The sequence below is a fragment of the Streptomyces sp. NPDC085596 genome (assembly GCF_044541565.1).
Lineage (GTDB): Bacteria > Actinomycetota > Actinomycetes > Streptomycetales > Streptomycetaceae > Streptomyces.
Genome location: NZ_JBITTC010000008.1, coordinates 23,307 through 41,233, shown reverse-complemented (window position 1 = coordinate 41,233; position 17,927 = coordinate 23,307). Strand labels below are relative to the sequence as shown.

The window sequence follows — 17,927 nt, the reverse complement described above, 5'->3', positions numbered from 1 at the left end:
GCCGGGCGGTCAGTTGAGCAGCGCTCTCGCCGCGTGGGCCTGGGCGCGGGCCTTCTCCTCGGCCATCGGGTCGACCACCGCGACCAGTTCCGCGTACGCCTCCAGTTCCGCCGCGCCCTCGGTGAACTCGCCGCGCTGCACCAGCAGGCGGGCGCGTTCGTAGCGCAGGTGCGCCGGGCGGGAGGGGAGGAGCATGGCCAGCTCGACGGCCGACAGGGCCACGTCGGATCGTTCGGGGCGGGCCGTGGCCCAGGCGCGGACGTTGTTCAGGATGCGCTGGATGACCTGGAGAGGGGCCGCCGGGACCAGCATCGAGGGTTCCAGGGGCGCACCCGTGGCGCCGGCCACCAGCAGCTCGGTGTCCATGCCGCTGAGGACCCGGCCGCCGTCGAAGGGGTCCGCCAGCACCCGGTCGCCGGCCGTGCCGAAGCCGACCACGAAGTGACCCGGCAGCGCCACGCCGTACACCGGGGCGCCCGCCCGCCGGGCGACCTCCATCCACACCACCGACAGCAGGATCGGCAGCCCGCGCCGCCGCCGCAGCACCGAGTGCAGCAGCGAGGACTCCAGCCGCTCGTACTCCCCGCCCGTACCGCAGAACCCGTGGGTCCCGCCCAGGAGCCGGCCCACCGCCCGCGCGCACGCCAGCGGCCCGCCCGGCCGGTACGGCAGCCGCCCGGCGAGTTCGTCCAGCTCGATCTGGGCCGCGTCGATCCCGGCCTCGTCCAGCGAGCCGTCCGCCTCCGCGCCGATCAGCAGGCACAGCGCGGACAGGTCGGGCCACTGCGACCGCGCCTCCTCGGCGAACCGCCGCCGCAGCTCCGCCGACCGCTTCGCCGGAGGCGGGTACGGGGGCGGGAAAGCGGGCCGCCGGGCCGGTTCCTGGGCGCTCACGACGGGCCCCTACGACCGCCCGGGGCCGGCCTCGTCCGGCTCCCGGTAATGGTGGTACGCGTGATGCGGGGCGAGGCCGAGCCCGTCGTACAGCCGCCGCGCGCCCTCGTTGTCCTCCTCCACCTGGAGCCACGCCGCCGAGGCGCCCTCGTCCAGCGCCCGGCGGGCCAGCGCCGCCATCACCTCGGTGGCCAGCCCCTGCCGCCGCCGGACCGGATCGACCTCGACGGCGGCGAACCCGGCCCACCGGCCGTCCACCACGCACCGCCCGACGGCCGCCGGCGGCTCGCCGGCCGCGCCGGGCACGCGGGCGAACCACACCGACCGCCCGCTGCCGAGCACCCGCAGGGCCACCTCGCTCACTCCCTCGCGCCGATACCGCGCGAGCCACGCCTCGTCCGCCTCGCGGGAGAGCAGCACACCGGCACCCTCGGCCCGGTCCGCGACCGGCGCCAGCGCCCCGGTCCACAGCTCCGCCGTCACCTCCCGCGTCCAGCCGCGCCGCTCCAGCTCCGCCGACAGCAGCTCCTGCGTGCCCTCGGCACCGGTGGCGGTCTGCACGTAGGCGGGCAGTCCGCGCTCGCCGTACCAGCCTCTTACGGAAGTCAGGGCCGCGTCGAGCGGAAGCCCCGGCTCACCGAGCGGCAGCACGCTGTTGGCGCGCCGGGTGAAGCCCCCCGCCGCCCGCAGCTCCCACTCGCCGAGCCGCTCGCTCTCCAGCGGCCGCCATGCCCGCGCGGCGACCTTCGCCAGCTCCTCGTACCCCGCCGTCGGACCACGGCGACGCGCCGGGGCGGACGGGACGACCTTGCCCGCGACCAGCGACGACGCCTCTACCCTGACCACCCGGCCATCCCGTCGTGTGATCATGAGCACGCCGTCGTCGTCCCAGGATGTGAGAACGCCTACCGTGTCGGTGAACTTCTCGCCCGCCGCACCCGACCCCGTCAACTGCCGTACAGATACCCTTTTGCCCACGTCTGCTGGGGTGATGAGGACCTTGAGCAGTCCTGTCACCGAGATTTCCACGGGTCGCTCCACCCCTCCTGTTCGGATCACGCTCCGGAACGGAGATACTAGGTGCGGGCATCGACGACGCCGCGCTCCCGCGCGCCAGGCGGCGGAGCCTGAGGAGGCCCGCCGGCGCCCTATCGAGGAGGAACGACAGCGTGACCTACGTCATCGCGCAGCCTTGTGTCGACGTCAAGGACAAGGCGTGCATCGAGGAGTGCCCGGTCGACTGCATCTACGAGGGCCAGCGGTCCTTGTACATCCACCCGGACGAATGCGTCGACTGTGGAGCCTGTGAGCCGGTCTGCCCGGTCGAGGCGATCTTCTACGAGGACGACACTCCGGAGGAGTGGAAGGACTACTACAAGGCGAACGTCGAGTTCTTCGACGAGCTGGGCTCCCCCGGCGGCGCCAGCAAGCTGGGTCTGATCGAGCGCGACCACCCCTTCATCGCCGCGTTGCCGCCGCAGGGCGAGTGACCGTCCAGACGGTCCAGCGGCCCGCATGAGCGCGCCGCCTCGGTCCCGTACGCCCCGATCGTCTTGATCGTCGCCGTACGGGACCGAGGCGTTTGCCGTACTCAGTGCCTCAGCCAGGAAAGAGAGCAAGTCCCGTGTCCGCAGTCTCCGACCGGCTCCCCGCCTTCCCCTGGGACAAGCTGGAGCCCTACAAGAAGACCGCCGCCGCGCATCCCGGCGGCATCGTCGACCTGTCGGTCGGCACTCCGGTCGACCCGGTGCCCGAGCTGATCCAGAAGGCGCTGGTCGACGCGGCCGACTCGCCGGGCTATCCGACGGTCTGGGGCACCCCGGCGCTGCGCGACGCGATCACCGGCTGGCTGGAGCGCCGCCTCGGCGCCCGGGACGTCACCCACCGCCATGTCCTGCCGATCGTCGGCTCCAAGGAACTGGTCGCCTGGCTGCCGACCCAGCTGGGCCTGGGCCCCGGCGACAAGGTGGCCTACCCGCGCCTGGCCTACCCGACCTACGAGGTCGGCGCCCGCCTCGCCCGCGCCGACTACGAGGTCTACGACGACCCGCGCGACCTGGACCCCGCGAACCTGAAGCTGCTCTGGCTCAACTCGCCGTCCAACCCCACCGGCAAGGTCCTCTCCAAGGAGGAGCTGACCGGGATCGTCGCCTGGGCCCGCGAGCACGGCGTGCTGATCGTCTCCGACGAGTGCTACCTCGAACTCGGCTGGGAGGCCGAACCCGTCTCGGTCCTCCACCCGGACGTCAACGGCGGCTCCTACGACGGCATCGTGGCCGTCCACTCCCTCTCCAAGCGGTCCAACCTGGCCGGTTACCGCGCGGCCTTCCTCGCGGGTGACCCGGCGGTGCTGATGCCGCTGCTGGAGATCCGCAAGCACGGCGGCATGATGACCTCCGCGCCGACCCAGGCCGCGGTGGTGGCCGCCCTCGGCGACGACGAGCACGTACGCCTCCAGCGCGAGCGGTACGCCGGCCGCCGTGAGCGGCTGCGCGCGGCCCTGCTGGCCCACGGCTTCCGTATCGAGCACAGCGAGGCCAGCCTCTACCTCTGGTCCACGCGGGACGAGTCCTGCTGGGACACCGTCGCCCACCTCGCCGGCCTCGGCATCCTCGTGGCACCGGGTGACTTCTACGGCGAGGCGGGGGAGAAGTTCGTCCGCGTGGCGTTGACGGCGACGGACGAGCGCATCGATGAAGCGGTCGCGCGTCTGACCGCGTAGGTACATGACGAAGGGGTCCAGGGCAGCGCCCTGGACCCCTTCGTCATGCGGTGACTAGCCCAGCGGGAGCCCCTTCAGCGGGAGTCCGCCCAGGACGTTCCCCGCCGCCTTGCCCGCCGCAGGCGCCGGCACGGCCTTCTTCACGGCCTTGCTGCCCGCCAGCCCGCCCACGGTCTTGTCCACGTGGGTCGCGCCGTCCAGCTTGGTCAGCCCGCCGAGGTCCGGCACGGCGGGCTGGTTGGTGGCCGCACCGGCGGTGCCGGCGGCGCCGACCCCGGCGGCCGCCCCCGCGGCGACGAGCAGCGCGGCGCGGGCGATCCGACGAGTCAGGGGGAGGGACATGATGCTCCATTCGACAGGAGAGAACGGTGTGGTGTCCGAGCCCGGACGCCGTGACTACCGCTCGAACCCGCCGAAGGTTGCGGACGCGGAAGGTAAAGACTGGATAACGCATCGCATTATCAGGTGTGGATAAAAACGGGCAAAGACCGTCCAGAACCCTGCCAGCAGAATCCTTACGTCCCTTGATTCCCATGGCCGTCCGACCCCCGGCCCCACTCTGTCCCGGAAACCGCCCCGCGCACGCCCCCGCAACCCTTACGGGGGCACCCCCGCACTGCTGTCCGGTACCCCCTTGAGGGGCCTCGGGGTAGGGATCTCAGGGCCTGGTGGGCCCGGTGACGATCCGGACGGACCCCGCCGACCGCTCGGCCCCGCCCGCCCCGGACGCCCCGCTCTTCGGCACGGAGTGCCAGTCGTGGCCGCCGTTGGACGCGGTCCACTCCCGTCCCTCGTACGCCACCCGGGCGATGCGCAGCGCCGAGGAGTTGGCCACCGCCCACTGCGCCAGCTGCCAGCCCCGCTCCCGCTCGGTGCTCCCGGCCGTGCCCCCCTTCGCGCCCCGCGTCACCGGCACGGTCACCGTCCGCCCGTGCGCCGTGGCGGTCACGCTGGGGGAGGGAGAGGGCGAGGGGACGGCCGTACCGCCCACCACCGCGCCGGTCTCCTGGAGCGCGTCGCGCCCGAAGTCCCGTACCAGCGCCGCCCGTACCGCGTCCGGACCGGTCGCCTCGGCGGTGCGCGACGGGCGGCCCTCGCAGGTCAGGGTGGCCGCCGAGCGGCCGGTGAGGGCGGCGGCCAGCAGCACGGCGTCCGGCTCGTGCTTGGCGTACGCCTCCGGGTAGCCGCTGCGCTGCACCTTCTGCGCCGCGACGGTGAGCGGGAGTCCGGAGTAGTCCGGCACACGGGCCAGGTGCGCGTAGAAGATGCCCGCCGAGTACGCCGGGTCCATGATCTGCCGCTCGGTGCCCCAGCCCTGTGAGGGCCGCTGCTGGAACAGGCCCAGCGAATCCCGGTCCCCGTGCTCGATGTTGCGCAGCCCCGACTCCTGGAGCGCGGTGGCGAGCGCGATGGTCACCGCGCGCTCGGGCATGCCGCGCCCGGTGCCGACGGCCGCGATGGTGGCCGCGTTCACGGCCTGCTCGGGCGTGAACTCGTACGACTTGGTGTCGTCCCGCGCGGAGACCACCGTGCAGCCGCGCGTGCCGACGCCTCCGGTGACGTACTGCACCACGAGGTACGCGCCGACACCGGCGAGGACGAGCAGGGCCGCACCGATCCGGAACACACGGCCGCGACGCTTGGGGCGAGACTGGGGGCGAGGGGACGGCTCTGGCACGCGTACAAGGTACTGGAGCCCGGGATCGCCCCCGCCGCGGGCCCGCGCCCGGTGGTGCGGCGGGCTCCGGCCGGGCGGGCGTTAGGGTCACCAGCATGGCCGACACCACCCTTGACCTCACGCTGGACGCCGCCGAGCTGACCGCCCGGCTCGTGGACATCCCGTCGGAGAGCGGCACGGAGAAGCCCCTCGCGGACGCGATCGAGACCGCCCTGCGCGCTTTGCCCCACCTCACGGTGGAGCGCTTCGGCAACAACGTGATCGCCCGCACCCGGCTGGGCCGCACGGAACGCGTCATCCTCGCCGGGCACATCGACACCGTCCCGATCGCGGAGAACGTCCCCTCCCGCCTCGACGCGGACGGCGTGCTGTGGGGCTGCGGCACCTGCGACATGAAGGCCGGCGTCGCGGTCCAGCTGCGCATCGCGGCCACCGTCCCCGAGCCCAACCGCGACCTGAGCTTCGTCTTCTACGACAACGAGGAGGTCGCCGCCGAGCTGAACGGCCTCAAGCACCTCGCCGAGGCCCGCCCGGAGTGGCTCCAGGGCGACTTCGCGGTCCTGCTGGAGCCCTCCGACGGCCAGGTCGAGGGCGGCTGCCAGGGCACGCTCCGGGTGCTGCTGAAGACCAAGGGCGAGCGGGCCCACTCCGCGCGCGGCTGGATGGGCTCCAACGCCATCCACGCCGCCGCCCCCATCCTCGCCCGCCTCGCCTCCTACGAGCCCCGGTGGCCGGTGATCGACGGACTGGAGTACCGCGAGGGCCTGAACGCGGTCCGCGTCGGCGGGGGAGTGGCCGGCAACGTCATCCCGGACGAGTGCGTGGTCACGGTCAACTTCCGCTACGCCCCCGACCGCACCGAGGAGGAGGCCGTCGCGCACGTCCGCGAGGTGTTCGCGGACTGCGGGGTGGAGGAGTTCGTGATCGACGACCACAGCGGCGCCGCCCTGCCCGGCCTGTCCCACCCGGCCGCCGCGGCCTTCATCGAGGCGGTCGGCGGCACCCCGATGCCCAAGTACGGCTGGACGGACGTCTCCCGCTTCGCCTCCCTCGGCATCCCGGCCGTCAACTACGGCCCCGGCAACCCCCACCTGGCGCACAAGCGGGACGAGCGGGTCGAGGTGGCGAAGGTCCTCGCGGGCGAGGAGCGGCTGCGCGCCTGGCTCACCGCGTGATGCCCGCACCACGCGGCGCCGCGTTCCGGACATGCTCACGTCCCCCCTCCGTAACGGATGCGGATCTAGGCTGAGGACGAACTACCGGCAAGCGGAGGGAGCGCACATGGCTACCGGAAACCCCGAGGGGAAGAAGCGCCCACCGGACGAGCAGCGTCTCGGCCCGGTGCTCCGGCGACGGGGCCAGGTCCAGTCCAGCACCACGGACCAGCGGCTGCTGGACGAGCGTGCCCCCACCGACTGGGTGCACACCGACCCCTGGCGGGTGCTGCGCATCCAGTCGGAGTTCATCGAGGGCTTCGGCACCCTCGCCGAGATCCCGCCCGCGATCAGCGTGTTCGGCTCGGCCCGGACCCCGGTGGACTCGCCCGAGTACGAAGCGGGCGTGCGGCTCGGGCGCGGACTGGTCGAGGCCGGCTGGGCGGTGATCACCGGCGGCGGTCCCGGCGCCATGGAGGCGGCCAACAAGGGCGCGCTGGAGGCGGGCGGCCTCTCGATCGGCCTCGGCATCGAGCTGCCCTTCGAGCAGGGGCTGAACCAGTACGTCGACATCGGGCTCAACTTCCGGTACTTCTTCGTCCGCAAGATGATGTTCGTGAAGTACGCGCAGGGCTTCGTCGTCCTGCCCGGCGGGCTCGGCACGCTGGACGAGCTGTTCGAGGCGCTCACGCTGGTGCAGACCCAGAAGGTGACCCGCTTCCCGATCGTGCTGTTCGGCAGCGAGTACTGGGGCGGGCTGATGGACTGGCTGCGGGGCACGCTGGTCGCCCAGGGCAAGGCGAACGAGAAGGATCTGCTGCTGTTCCACGTGACGGACGACGTGGACGAGGCGGTCGTGCTGGTCTCCAAGGAAGCGGCTCGGTAAGGCCCGGCTGTTTCCCCTAGGGGACGGCCCCCGACGGCCGCTCCCTAGGGGAAATCCCTGTCAGGCGGAACCCCTGTCAGGCGGAACCCCTGTCAGGCGGAACCCCTGTCAGGCGAGACCCCTCCGGGCCGTCGCCGGGGGCCGGTGGCCCGCGATCGACGCCACCATCTCCAGCACCTGCCGGGTCTCCGCGACCTCGTGCACCCGGTACACCTGCGCCCCGAGCCACGCCGACACCGCCGTGGTCGCCAGCGTGCCGATCAGCCGCTCCTTCACCGGGCGGTCCAGCGTCTCCCCGACGAAGTCCTTGTTGGACAGCGACACCAGCACCGGCCAGCCCGTCGCCACCATCTCGTCCAGCCGCCGGGTCGCCTCCAGGCTGTGCCGGGTGTTCTTGTTGAAGTCGTGCCCCGGATCGATCAGCACCGACTCGCGCGGCACCCCCAGCGCCACCGCCCGCTCCGCCAGCCCCACGGTCACGTCGAGGATGTCCGCCATCACGTCGTCGTAGGCCACCCGGTGCGGGCGGGTACGGGGCTCGGCGCGGCCGGCGTGTGTGCACACCAGGCCCACCCCGTAGCGCGCGGCGACCTCCGCCAGGCCGGGGTCCACACCGCCCCACGCGTCGTTCAGCAGGTCCGCGCCCGCCTCGCACACCGCCGCGCCGACCTCGGCCCGCCAGGTGTCCACGCTGATGATCACATCGGGGAAGCGGCGCCGGACCTCCGCCACGAAGCCGACCGTGCGCCGGGCCTCCTCCTCGGCGGTGACCTCCTCGCCCGGCCCGGCCTTCACCCCGCCGATGTCGACGATGGCCGCGCCCTCGGCCACCGCCCGCTCCACGCGCGCGAGGGCGGCGTCGTCGGCGAACGTCGCCCCACGGTCGTAGAAGGAGTCCGGGGTCCGGTTCACGATCGCCATGATCACCGGTTCGCGCGCCCCGAATTCCCGCTTGCCCAGCCTGAGCATCCCTCGTGACCTCTCCTCGTACCTCGGACGTCCGGCGCCTCAAGGCCCGGACTGTCAGCCTCGCATGGCACGATCGGACCCAGACACATCCGGCTTCCGGACGCGGGGTCCGAAGGGGCCGGCGTCCGGCACATCGAGCTTGGGGAACCCTGGCGATGCTGATGTTCTTGTTCCTGGTCCTCGCACTGGCCGTCGTGGTCGGCGCGGTGACACTCGCCGTGGTGGGCGGCGGCGAGAGCGCCCCGCTCCAGGACGCCGCGCCCGAGCGGCTCCAGGACCCGCTGCCCGCGGACCGCCCGCTGCACGGCCTCGACGTGGAGAGCCTGCGCTTCCCCCTCGCCGCGCGCGGCTACCGCATGGCCGACGTCGACGACGCGCTCAGCCGCCTCGCCGCCGAGCTCGGCGAGCGGGACGCCCGGATCGCGGACCTCCAGAGCGCGCTCGCCGGTGCCCGCGCCGCGCACCCCCGGCCGGACGAGCCCGGCGCGGAGGACGGCCGATGAGCACCGGGGAGGCCCTCGCCGGGTCGGACGGCGCGCTGCGCTGCCCCTGGGCGCTCTCCACCGAGGACTACGTCGCGTACCACGACGACGAGTGGGGCCGCCCGGTGCACGGCGACGACGCCCTCTTCGAGCGGCTCAGCCTGGAGGCGTTCCAGTCCGGCCTGTCCTGGATCACGATCCTGCGCCGCCGGCCCACCTTCCGGGCCGCGTTCGCCGACTTCCGGATCGAGAAGGTCGCCGCCTTCACCGACGAGGACCGCGAGCGCCTTCTCGCCGACCCCGGCATCATCCGCAACCGCGCCAAGGTCGACGCCACGCTCGCCAACGCGCGCGTGCTCGCCGGATGGTCCGAGGGCGAGCTGGACGAGCTGATCTGGTCCCACGCCCCCGACCCGGCCGGGCGGAGCGTGCCGAAGGTGCTGGCCGACGTGGCCGCGGTGACCCCGGAGTCCACCGCGCTGTCCAAGGCGCTGAAGAAGCGGGGCCTCAAGTTCGTCGGCCCCACCACGGCGTACGCGCTGATGCAGGCGTGCGGCCTGGTCGACGACCACCTCGAAGCCTGCGTCAGCCGGGGCGCCGGCGCCCGCGGCTGAGGTGACCGGCCGACGCGGGGCCCAACAGGCTTGCCCCGCCCGGCCGTTCGGAGAGGTCAGCGGCCCAGGTACGTGGGCTTCTCCTTCTGCACGAACGCCTGCACGGCGATGGTGTGGTCCTCGGAGGCGCCCGCGCGGGCCTGGAGCTCGTCCTCCTTCTCCAGCGACTCCTCCAGCGAGTGCGTCAGCCCGTAGGCCACCGCCTCCTTGATCGCCGCGTACGCCACGGTCGGCCCCTCGGCCAGCGCCCGCGCCACCTTCTCGGCCTCGGCGCGCAGCTCGGCGGCCGGGACGACCCGGTTGGCGATGCCCAGCTCCAGCGCCTCGCGGGCGTCGATGGTGCGGGGGAAGAGCAGCAGGTCGGTGGCGCGGCTCGGGCCGACCACGCGGGGCAGCGTCCAGGAGATGCCGGAGTCCGCGCTGAGCGCCACGCCCGCGAAAGAAGTGTTGAACGCGGCCGTGTCCGCCACCAGCCGGTAGTCCGCGAGGAGTGCGAAGCCGAAGCCCGCCCCGGCCGCCACGCCGTTGACCGCCGCGATCACCGGCTTCTTCGCCCCGGCCAGCGCCCGCGCGATCGGGTTGTAGTGCTCCTTGACGGTGCTCATCGTCTTCCCGCCGCCCTCGCCCTGCCGGTCGGCGGCGAGCAGCCCGATGTGCTCCTTGAGGTCCTGGCCCACGCAGAACGCCCGCTCGCCCGCCGCGGTCAGCAGGATCGCCCGCACCGCGTCGTCCGCCGCCGCGGCCTCGACCGCCTCGCGCAGGGCGTTCTTGGTGGCGATGTCCAGCGCGTTCATCGCCTCCGGGCGGTTCAGGGTGATCGTGGCGAGCCCGTCGTTCACCTCGTGGAGCACGGTGTCGGCCATGGCGCTTCCCCTCCGTTTCGCGGCTGATGACGTACCGGTCGGTACGCCGTTGTCCGGGGACAGCATGGCGGAGATCTCGGCCCGGCAGTCGCACCGGACGTGTGACCTGCGTCTAACAAATGCGGCACGAAGCCGGCCGGTAGATGTGCCGAGGGTGGCGCAGTATCGCAGGCACATCCCCGAATTGAGTGGTTTTGCTCGCGTGCGTTGCCCAAGCGATGCGGACCGATGTTGGTCATCGGGTCCTGAGATGCGGGATAATGGCTTGGAAGCAATGTGTTCGATGCCGGTGTCGCGTGTCCCTCCTGGACCGCGGGTGCCCTTCGTGGGGTCGTCGGCAGACGATGAGCCTGGTTTCAGGAAGGGGTACGAGCATGGCGGCCATGAAGCCGCGGACGGGTGATGGCCCGCTCGAGGTGACCAAGGAGGGGCGGGGCATCGTCATGCGCGTTCCGCTCGAGGGCGGCGGTCGACTCGTCGTCGAGCTGACCCCCGACGAGGCAGAGGCACTCGGCGACGCCCTGAAGAAGGTCGTCGTCTGACGCGCAGCGATCTTTTCCTCCCGACTGCCCCGGTACCCGCGAGGTGCCGGGGCAGTCGCGTGTCCGGTGATCTTTCCGGTGGGCCGGTGGGCCGGTGGGCCGGTGGGCCGGGGGTACGGGCTCGGCTCGCGGGCGTACGGGCTCAGCGCTTGACGGCGCAGAGCAGGCCGTCGCCGACCGGCAGCAGCGAGGTCACCAGCTCCGGGCTCTCGCGCACCGTGCGCAGCAGCTCGCGCAGCCGGACCACCTCGGTGGGCTGCGGGCCGGAGTCGACCGTGCGGCCGCTGGCGAAGACGCCCTCGAAGACCACCAGCCCGCCCGGCCGCAGCAGACGCAACGATTCAGCGAGGTAGTCGGAGTACTCCAGCCGGTCGCCGTCGCAGAAGACGAGGTCGTAGCCGGAGTCCGCGAGCCGGGGGAGTACGTCGAGGGCGGGGCCCGGGATGAAGCGGGCCCGGTTGCTGGCGAAGCCACAGGCGCGGAACGCCTGCCGGGCGAACTGCTGGTGCTCCGGCTCCGGATCGACGGTAGTCAGCACGCCGTCGGGGCGCATTCCGTGCAGCAGATGGATTCCGGACACCCCGCAGCCGGTACCGATCTCCGCGACCGCCTTGGCGTCCACGGAGGCGGCGAGCAGTCGCAGCGCGGCGCCCGTGCTGGGCGCCACCGAGCGCAGCCCCGCGTCGCGGGCACGGTCACGGGCCCAGCGCAGTGCTTCGTCCTCGGCGACAAAGGCGTCGGCGAACGCCCAGCTCGTCTGCCGGTTGCCGGTAATGACCCTCTCCTGTCCCCGTGATTGCCTCGGCGTGACTGTATCCGTTGCGCCGGGAACCCGCTGATGGGACCGAGCGTTCACAGGGGAGAGCCGACGCCGGGCGGCGCGGTGGGCACAGGACGGGGGGTAAGGGGTGACGCAGGGTGTGGAGCACAAGCTGACGCGGGCGGATGAGCCGGCTCAGCGCGTGTCAAATTTTCGTAAAACCGCTTATCCGGAGCTAACGGGCGAGGTGGCTATGGTAGGGGCTCCACTGGACACCACCAGAGCCGACAGGGGAGGTGCGGCCGCACCCGAGGACCGAGGAGGAGTGCTGCGGCGCTTTCTCGGGTCGGGCAGGCCGAAATCCGTGACCGACACCGCTGCTGACCACCACGCCACCGCTCCCGCCGCAGGCGAGGCCCAGACCGCGACCTTCGCCACCGACGCGGACGGGCAGGCGTGGACTCCGCCCACCTGGGAGGAGATCGTCAGCACCCACAGCGGCCGCGTCTACCGCCTCGCCTACCGCCTGACGGGCAACCAGCACGACGCCGAGGACCTCACCCAGGAGGTCTTCGTCCGCGTCTTCCGCTCGCTGTCGACGTACTCACCGGGCACCTTCGAGGGCTGGCTGCACCGCATCACCACCAACCTGTTCCTGGACATGGTCCGGCGCAAGCAGCGCATCCGCTTCGACGCCCTGGGCGACGACGCGGCCGAGCGCCTGCCCAGCCGCGAGCCGTCCCCGCAGCAGGTCTTCAACGACGCCCACTTCGACGCCGACGTCCAGCAGGCCCTGGACACCCTCGCCCCCGAGTTCCGCGCCGCCGTGGTGCTGTGCGACATCGAGGGGCTGTCGTACGAGGAGATCGCCGCGACCCTCGGCGTCAAGCTCGGCACCGTCCGCTCCCGTATCCACCGGGGCCGTTCGCAGCTCCGCAAGGCCCTCGCCCACCGTTCTCCCGAGGCCCGCAAGGCCGAACGCCGTTCGTTCATGCCCCGGGTGCCCGCGCTGGGGGGAGGGGGCTCGCCCGCGTGAGTGGAACCGGACCGAACCCCGCGGAGACCCACCTCGCGGAACAGCATCTGGGAGACCGGCTCTCCGCCCTGGTGGACGGAGAACTGGGTCATGAGTCGCGCGACCGCGTCCTCGCCCACCTGGCCACCTGCTGCCGGTGCCGGGCCGAGGCGGACGCGCAGCGGCGGCTGAAGAACGTGTTCGCGGAGGCCGCCCCGCCCCCGCCCTCCGAGTCCTTCCTCGCCCGCCTCCAGGGCCTCCCCGGCGGCGACGCCGACGGCCCCTTCGGGCGCGGCTCCGGCGACGGCGTCTTCGGCGTGCGCGACGGCGAGCGGTTCGCGTTCGGCCATGTCCCGGCCGCCTCCGCGCACGCCCCCGAGCAGCGCGGCTTCCGTATCCACCCCGTCGCCGACCGCCCCTCCTCGCGCGGGCTGCGGTTCGCGGCCGCGGCCGCCGGAGCGGTGTCCCTCGCGGCCGTCGCCCTCGGCGGAGTCACCACCGCCCTGCCGGGCGACCTCACCGCCGACGCCCGCGGCGGCTCCGGCGCCGGGAGCAATGTCGCGCCGTCCCGCTCGGCGGGCACGGGCACGGGCACCGCCACCGGCACGGCCGCCCCCGACACCCAGCGCCGCCGTTCGGCCTCCCCGCTGCTCGCGCAGGGCGGCGGTGCGGTCAACCGCACCCCGGCGGCTCCGGTCTCCGCCTCGGCGCCCCTGCTGCCGGGCATTCCGGCCCCGGTCGACGCAACGGTGCAGGACACCGCGCGGGACCTGGCCATGCCGGTGATGGCCGGTGCGGCCGCCGTCTCCCCGCTCATACGCCCGCTCGGCGAGACCACCCCCTTCTCCCTGGACTCCTGGCCCCTCGCGCCACCGGCCGCCGAGACCACCGCGGCGGCCGCGCCGACGAACTCCCCCTCCGCCTCGGCCCCCTGACAGGCCGATCCCTGGTTGAATCCTGTGAGGTCGTGCCCGCACGGCCGCGACACACGCGACTGGGGAGAGCATGAACGAGGGGAACCCGACGCCGGACCCGTCCCCGGCCGGGACCGACGGCGACTTCGAACTGGCCAGGCCGACGGCTGCCGCCGACGTGACCGGGCCCGAGGCGGGCGGTGTCGCCGACGCCCGTCCAGCCGACCCGCGTACGGACGAAGCCGCCACCGGCCGCTCCAAGCCGCTGCACGACCCCGACCCCTACAGCACCCCTCCCTACGGCGGGCCGGGCCCCTGGGCCCCCGCGCCGCCCGTCCAGCACCCCATGGCGACCCCGGCCCACGGCACGCCCCTCACGGAGGCGCCCGTACCGGCCCCGCCGAGCCCGTCCGGAGCCGTACCGCCCGCCCCGGCGGAGCCCACCGTCCCGGCCCCCGCCCAGTCCCCGGAAGCCGCCCCCGACCCGGCACTCCAGCAGACCCCCGCCGCGCCTCCCACTCCCCGCTACGACCCCTGGAACCCCGCGCCCCCCTCCCAGCAGGTCGCACCCCTCCAGAACACGGGCGCCCCCCTCGCCCTCACCGAGAAGCAGCGCAAGCGGCGTGCCTCGGGGACTCTTGCCGCCGCTTTCCTGGGCATCTCGCTCCTGGCGGGCGGGATCGGGGGGTTCACCGGGGCCTGGATCGAGCGGGAGGGGACCACCAAGGTGCGGCTGCCGCAGGCCGGGGCCGTGCCCGACGGACGGGCGAGGGACAGCGTGGCCGGGATAGCCGCCCGCGCGCTGCCCGGCGTGGTCACGCTGCATGTGCGGGGCGCGGACGAGGCGGGCACCGGCACCGGCTTCGTGCTCGACGGCCGGGGGCACATCCTCACCAACAACCACGTCGTCGCCCCCGCCTCCGGAGGCGGCGACATCACCGTGACCTTCAGCAGCGGCGACACCGCCGAGGCCGAGGTCGTCGGCCGGGACAGCGGCTACGACCTGGCCGTCGTCCAGGTCGAGGGAGTCCAGGGCCTCACCCCACTGCCCCTCGGGAACTCCGACGGCGTACGGGTCGGCGACCCGGTCGTGGCCATCGGCGCCCCCTTCGACCTGGCCAACACCGTCACCTCGGGCATCGTCAGCGCCAAGGACCGCCCCATCACGGCGGGCGGCGAGAAGGGCGACGGCACCGACGTCAGCTATGTCGACGCGCTCCAGACCGACGCGCCGATCAACCCCGGCAACTCCGGCGGCCCCCTCCTCGACTCCCACGCGCGCGTGATCGGCATCAACTCCGCCATCCGCTCCGCCGGCCGGGACGCCGACTCCACCGAGGGCCAGTCCGGCTCCGTCGGCCTCGGCTTCGCCATCCCCGTCAACCAGGCCCGCCGGGTCGCCGAGGAATTGATCGACACCGGGCACGCCACCCACCCCGTGATCGGCGTGACCCTCGACATGGACTACGCGGGTGACGGCGCCCGTATCGACGCCAAGGGCGGTGCGGGTGGCTCCGCGGTGCTCGAGGGCGGCCCCGGCGACCGGGCCGGGCTGAAGCCGGGTGACCTGATCACCGGAGTCGACGGGCATCCCGTGCACTCGGGCGAGGAACTCATCGTCAAGATCCGCGCCCACCGCCCGGGCGACCGGCTCCGCCTCACCGTCGGGCGGGCCGGTGCCGAGCGGACCGTCACGCTGAAGCTGGGGGCGTCCGGACAGAACTGACGCAAGTCTCACCTCGGGGCGGTACCGGTCCCGCGGGTGTGCCGGGTACCGTTGAGCGACCGAGGACACGCAAGGAGCTTTCAGGTGTTCAATGACATAGGGCCGCTTGAGCTGGTCACGCTCATCGTCCTCGCCGTGCTCGTCTTCGGTCCGGACAAGCTCCCCAAGTTCATCCAGGACGTGACGCGCACGCTGCGGAAGATCCGGGAGTTCTCGGACAACGCCAAGCACGACATCCGCAGCGAGCTGGGCCCGGAGTTCAAGGACTTCGAGTTCGAGGACCTCAACCCCAAGGCATTCCTGCGCAAGCAGCTCGACAACGACGAGCTGGGGCTCAAGGACATCCGCAGCACCTTCGACCTGAAGCGCGAGATGGCCGAGCTGACGGACTCCGTGAACGGCCACGACACCGCGCCGGCCCTGCCCGGGCCGACCTCCTCGGCCCCGTCCGCTCCCGCCGCGTCCGGCGGCCGGGTCGACATGACCAAGAAGCCCGAGCCGCCGAAGGACGAGCGCCCGCCCTTCGACGCCGACGCCACCTGACGCCCGTACCGGACAGCCTCCGCGTCACCCGGTCGGCCCCGCCGCGCTCCGGCAGCGGCCACAGATCACGACACGCCCCGAAACCCGCCTCACTGGGCGGGTTTCGTCGCGCGTACCTGCCGAACATCGCGTGATCGGCCGTCCCCGGCGCCCCACGCGCCCGCCGCCTTCCCGGCTGCCCTCAGCGGTGTGGATATGCTGCCGAGTTGTTGTGCGGACCGGGCGCGTACGCCCGAAGGGGGGCGGGCCTTGCCCCGGTCCGACGAGAACGAGGAGGCGTCCGGGCAGATGGAGACCACAAGTCGGGTAAGCGCGCAGACGCCGGCCAACGAGAGCGGCCGGCGCGGCCACCTCGGCGGCCGGACGGTCGACGGCTATCTGCGGGCGCCTTTCCCCTGGTACGGCCTCGACGAGGCGTTCACGGGCCCCCGCTGGCTGCTCCAGGTCGGCCTGGCGGCCGACGGAGCGGTGGAGCACGGTTCGATCGGGCACGGCGACGAGCCCTCCGTGCGGGGCGAGCACAGCGCGAACTCCTCGGACGAGCCGAGGGAGAAGTTCGCCGTCGTCGTCACCGTGCCGGCGAACCCCTCCCGCCGCAGCGCGGACGGCACCGGGCTGCTGGAGGCCACCTCGGTCTCCTCGGCGGCCTGGCTGGCCGGGGTGGGGCTGCTGTCCGTCACCTGGCCGGGCCAGATGGACCACACCCTGCGCGACGACTGGCTGGACCAGCAGACCGAGACCGCGTGGGCGCTGGCCGACGACCTCGACGGCGCCGAGTGGTCCAGGCTCTCCCTGCCCGTGGACGGCGTGGCGACGCCCTTCCACTACCGGGAGTCGGAGTTCGGCTGGGTGCTCGCCGGTGCCACCGAGGCGGGCGTCCATGTCGGCGCGTACGGCCGGGGCATGAGCGCCTACGGTCTTGGCTTCGCCGTCGTCAAGGACATCGGCGCCTACGCCTGAGACACGCGAGAGGGGGCGCCGGCGAATCCGCCGGCGCCCCCTCTCGTCGTACCCGGGCTCAGAACTTGTTGCGCGGGGTGATTCCCAGCGACAGCCCCGACAGGCCGCGCTGACGGCCGCCCAGCTTGCCCGCGATGGCACGCAGGGCCGAGCCCGCCGGGGAGTCCGGGTCGGTCAGCACGACCGGCTTGCCGTTGTCGCCGCCCTCGCGCAGCCGCACGTCGATCGGGATGCTGCCGAGCACCGGGACCGTGGCGCCCGTGGTGCGGGTCAGGCCGTCCGCGACGAGCTGGCCGCCGCCGGTGCCGAAGATGTCCACCATCTCGTCGCAGTGCGGGCAGGGCAGCCCGGACATGTTCTCGACCACGCCGACGATCTTCTGGTGGGTCTGCACCGCGATGGAGCCCGCGCGCTCGGCGACCTCCGCCGCCGCCTGCTGCGGGGTGGTGACGATCAGGATCTCCGCGTTGGGGATCAGCTGCGCCACCGAGATGGCGATGTCACCGGTGCCCGGCGGCAGGTCCAGCAGCAGCACGTCCAGGTCGCCCCAGTACACGTCCGCCAGGAACTGCTGGAGCGCCCGGTGCAGCATCGGGCCGCGCCAGACGACCGGGGCGTTGCCGGGGGTGAACATGCCGATGGAGATGACCTTCACGCCGTTCGCCGACGGCGGCATGATCATGTTCTCGACCTGGGTGGGCTTGCCGTCCGCGCCCAGCATGCGCGGCACGCTGTGCCCGTAGATGTCGGCGTCCACGACACCGACCTTCAGGCCGTCCGCGGCCATCGCGGCCGCCAGGTTCACCGTCACCGAGGACTTGCCGACGCCGCCCTTGCCGGAGGCGACCGCGTAGACGCGGGTGAGGCTGCCGGGCTTGGCGAACGGGACCTCACGCTCGGCCTGCCCGCCGCGCAGCGCGCTGGCCAGCTCCTTGCGCTGCTCGTCGCTCATCACGTCCAGCGTGACGTCGACCCGGGTGACGCCCTCGACGCCGGAGACCGCGTCGGTCACCCGCTGGGTGATCGTCTCGCGCATCGGGCAGCCGGAGACCGTCAGATAGACCGTGACCGCGACCGCTCCGTCCGCACCGATCTCCACCGATTTGACCATCCCGAGTTCGGTGATGGGTCGGTTGATCTCGGGGTCGTTCACCGTCGACAGCGCCTCGCGCACCGCGTCTTCCGTAGCCATAGGACGATGGTAC

Annotated in this window: 20 protein-coding genes; 12 read left to right on the top strand and 8 right to left on the bottom strand. The window is 73.0% G+C overall.

Annotated elements, in window-relative coordinates:
- Window positions 1–9: 9 nt before the first annotated feature.
- Together ACIGA3_RS22875 and ACIGA3_RS22870 are read right to left on the bottom strand one after the other, a co-directional pair.
- Complete coding sequence (locus ACIGA3_RS22875) at window positions 10–894, bottom strand: tetratricopeptide repeat protein (RefSeq protein ID WP_399718641.1); 885 nt, start codon at window positions 892–894, stop codon at window positions 10–12.
- 9 nt (window positions 895–903) lie between these two features.
- Entirely contained in the window at window positions 904–1,923 is a 1,020-nt protein-coding gene (locus ACIGA3_RS22870; protein WP_399718639.1) for a GNAT family N-acetyltransferase, read from the bottom strand.
- 140 nt (window positions 1,924–2,063) lie between these two features.
- Between ACIGA3_RS22870 and fdxA the strand changes: the two genes are divergently transcribed.
- On the top strand, window positions 2,064–2,384 hold the full coding sequence (fdxA, locus tag ACIGA3_RS22865; RefSeq protein WP_018561461.1) for a ferredoxin: 321 nt from the start codon (window positions 2,064–2,066) through the stop codon (window positions 2,382–2,384).
- 134 nt (window positions 2,385–2,518) lie between these two features.
- Window positions 2,519–3,616: a bifunctional succinyldiaminopimelate transaminase/glutamate-prephenate aminotransferase gene (locus ACIGA3_RS22860; protein WP_399718637.1), complete on the top strand. Its 1,098-nt coding sequence runs from the start codon at window positions 2,519–2,521 to the stop codon at window positions 3,614–3,616.
- 54 nt (window positions 3,617–3,670) lie between these two features.
- Here the strand turns inward: ACIGA3_RS22860 and ACIGA3_RS22855 are convergent, their stop codons facing one another.
- Both ACIGA3_RS22855 and ACIGA3_RS22850 read right to left on the bottom strand, forming a co-directional pair.
- A complete protein-coding gene (locus ACIGA3_RS22855; RefSeq protein WP_376117765.1) occupies window positions 3,671–3,958 on the bottom strand; it encodes a hypothetical protein in 288 nt (95 codons plus the stop codon).
- A gap of 316 nt (window positions 3,959–4,274) precedes the next feature.
- A complete protein-coding gene (locus ACIGA3_RS22850; RefSeq protein ID WP_399718634.1) occupies window positions 4,275–5,243 on the bottom strand; it encodes a heavy metal transporter in 969 nt (322 codons plus the stop codon).
- A 146-nt stretch (window positions 5,244–5,389) separates the two neighbouring features.
- Here ACIGA3_RS22850 and dapE point away from each other — a divergent pair, with 146 nt between their 5' ends.
- Both dapE and ACIGA3_RS22840 read left to right on the top strand, forming a co-directional pair.
- Window positions 5,390–6,469, top strand: coding sequence for a succinyl-diaminopimelate desuccinylase (gene dapE / locus ACIGA3_RS22845; protein ID WP_399718631.1), 1,080 nt, complete (start codon window positions 5,390–5,392; stop codon window positions 6,467–6,469).
- Between the two features lie 106 nt (window positions 6,470–6,575).
- Window positions 6,576–7,334 (top strand): TIGR00730 family Rossman fold protein, encoded by a 759-nt coding sequence (locus tag ACIGA3_RS22840; protein ID WP_399718629.1) that lies wholly within the window; start codon window positions 6,576–6,578, stop codon window positions 7,332–7,334.
- Window positions 7,335–7,442: 108 nt separating this feature from the next.
- Here ACIGA3_RS22840 and folP read toward each other — a convergent pair whose 3' ends face one another.
- Window positions 7,443–8,303 (bottom strand): dihydropteroate synthase, encoded by an 861-nt coding sequence (gene folP / locus ACIGA3_RS22835; protein WP_399718626.1) that lies wholly within the window; start codon window positions 8,301–8,303, stop codon window positions 7,443–7,445.
- Window positions 8,304–8,458: 155 nt separating this feature from the next.
- On the opposite strand from folP, the gene ACIGA3_RS22830 reads away from it, so the two are divergent.
- Window positions 8,459–8,806, top strand: a complete 348-nt coding sequence (locus ACIGA3_RS22830) for a DivIVA domain-containing protein (RefSeq protein ID WP_399718624.1) — start codon at window positions 8,459–8,461, stop codon at window positions 8,804–8,806.
- Window positions 8,803–9,399, top strand: coding sequence for a DNA-3-methyladenine glycosylase I (locus ACIGA3_RS22825; RefSeq protein ID WP_399718621.1), 597 nt, complete (start codon window positions 8,803–8,805; stop codon window positions 9,397–9,399). Before ACIGA3_RS22830 ends, ACIGA3_RS22825 begins: the two co-directional genes overlap by 4 nt.
- A gap of 56 nt (window positions 9,400–9,455) precedes the next feature.
- Here ACIGA3_RS22825 and ACIGA3_RS22820 read toward each other — a convergent pair whose 3' ends face one another.
- Window positions 9,456–10,262 carry an enoyl-CoA hydratase/isomerase family protein gene (locus ACIGA3_RS22820; RefSeq protein WP_399718618.1) on the bottom strand — a complete coding sequence of 269 codons (807 nt, stop codon included), beginning with the start codon at window positions 10,260–10,262 and terminating at the stop codon, window positions 9,456–9,458.
- Between the two features lie 374 nt (window positions 10,263–10,636).
- On the opposite strand from ACIGA3_RS22820, the gene ACIGA3_RS22815 reads away from it, so the two are divergent.
- Window positions 10,637–10,804: a DUF3117 domain-containing protein gene (locus ACIGA3_RS22815; protein WP_018544333.1), complete on the top strand. Its 168-nt coding sequence runs from the start codon at window positions 10,637–10,639 to the stop codon at window positions 10,802–10,804.
- 142 nt (window positions 10,805–10,946) lie between these two features.
- Here ACIGA3_RS22815 and ACIGA3_RS22810 read toward each other — a convergent pair whose 3' ends face one another.
- The gene (locus ACIGA3_RS22810) at window positions 10,947–11,660 is read right to left on the bottom strand and encodes an O-methyltransferase (RefSeq protein WP_161149001.1); all 714 of its coding nucleotides are present in this window, start codon (window positions 11,658–11,660) and stop codon (window positions 10,947–10,949) included.
- Between the two features lie 157 nt (window positions 11,661–11,817).
- Between ACIGA3_RS22810 and sigE the strand changes: the two genes are divergently transcribed.
- The 5 genes from sigE (at window position 11,818) to ACIGA3_RS22785 (ending at window position 16,722) form a co-directional block, all read left to right on the top strand.
- Window positions 11,818–12,600 carry an RNA polymerase sigma factor SigE gene (gene sigE / locus ACIGA3_RS22805; protein WP_399718616.1) on the top strand — a complete coding sequence of 261 codons (783 nt, stop codon included), beginning with the start codon at window positions 11,818–11,820 and terminating at the stop codon, window positions 12,598–12,600.
- A complete protein-coding gene (locus tag ACIGA3_RS22800; protein WP_399718613.1) occupies window positions 12,597–13,514 on the top strand; it encodes an anti-sigma factor family protein in 918 nt (305 codons plus the stop codon). The genes sigE and ACIGA3_RS22800 overlap by 4 nt, the downstream gene beginning before the upstream one ends.
- A 70-nt stretch (window positions 13,515–13,584) precedes the next feature.
- Complete coding sequence (locus ACIGA3_RS22795; protein WP_399718610.1) at window positions 13,585–15,219, top strand: trypsin-like peptidase domain-containing protein; 1,635 nt, start codon at window positions 13,585–13,587, stop codon at window positions 15,217–15,219.
- An 84-nt stretch (window positions 15,220–15,303) separates the two neighbouring features.
- Window positions 15,304–15,762 (top strand): sec-independent translocase, encoded by a 459-nt coding sequence (locus tag ACIGA3_RS22790; RefSeq protein WP_399718607.1) that lies wholly within the window; start codon window positions 15,304–15,306, stop codon window positions 15,760–15,762.
- A gap of 288 nt (window positions 15,763–16,050) precedes the next feature.
- Window positions 16,051–16,722 carry a hypothetical protein gene (locus ACIGA3_RS22785; RefSeq protein WP_399718604.1) on the top strand — a complete coding sequence of 224 codons (672 nt, stop codon included), beginning with the start codon at window positions 16,051–16,053 and terminating at the stop codon, window positions 16,720–16,722.
- A gap of 58 nt (window positions 16,723–16,780) precedes the next feature.
- Here the strand turns inward: ACIGA3_RS22785 and ACIGA3_RS22780 are convergent, their stop codons facing one another.
- Window positions 16,781–17,914 (bottom strand): Mrp/NBP35 family ATP-binding protein, encoded by a 1,134-nt coding sequence (locus tag ACIGA3_RS22780; protein ID WP_399718601.1) that lies wholly within the window; start codon window positions 17,912–17,914, stop codon window positions 16,781–16,783.
- Between the last annotated feature and the right edge of the window lie 13 nt (window positions 17,915–17,927).

Coding starts and splice junctions, on each gene's coding strand:
- ACIGA3_RS22855 (WP_376117765.1), bottom strand. CDS start 3,958: ATGTCCCTCCCCCTGACTCGTCGGATCGCCCGCGCCGCGCTGCTCGTC.
- dapE (WP_399718631.1), top strand. CDS start 5,390: ATGGCCGACACCACCCTTGACCTCACGCTGGACGCCGCCGAGCTGACC.
- ACIGA3_RS22840 (WP_399718629.1), top strand. CDS start 6,576: ATGGCTACCGGAAACCCCGAGGGGAAGAAGCGCCCACCGGACGAGCAG.
- folP (WP_399718626.1), bottom strand. CDS start 8,303: ATGCTCAGGCTGGGCAAGCGGGAATTCGGGGCGCGCGAACCGGTGATC.
- ACIGA3_RS22830 (WP_399718624.1), top strand. CDS start 8,459: ATGCTGATGTTCTTGTTCCTGGTCCTCGCACTGGCCGTCGTGGTCGGC.
- ACIGA3_RS22825 (WP_399718621.1), top strand. CDS start 8,803: ATGAGCACCGGGGAGGCCCTCGCCGGGTCGGACGGCGCGCTGCGCTGC.
- ACIGA3_RS22820 (WP_399718618.1), bottom strand. CDS start 10,262: ATGGCCGACACCGTGCTCCACGAGGTGAACGACGGGCTCGCCACGATC.
- ACIGA3_RS22815 (WP_018544333.1), top strand. CDS start 10,637: ATGGCGGCCATGAAGCCGCGGACGGGTGATGGCCCGCTCGAGGTGACC.
- sigE (WP_399718616.1), top strand. CDS start 11,818: ATGGTAGGGGCTCCACTGGACACCACCAGAGCCGACAGGGGAGGTGCG.
- ACIGA3_RS22795 (WP_399718610.1), top strand. CDS start 13,585: ATGAACGAGGGGAACCCGACGCCGGACCCGTCCCCGGCCGGGACCGAC.
- ACIGA3_RS22785 (WP_399718604.1), top strand. CDS start 16,051: ATGGAGACCACAAGTCGGGTAAGCGCGCAGACGCCGGCCAACGAGAGC.
- ACIGA3_RS22780 (WP_399718601.1), bottom strand. CDS start 17,914: ATGGCTACGGAAGACGCGGTGCGCGAGGCGCTGTCGACGGTGAACGAC.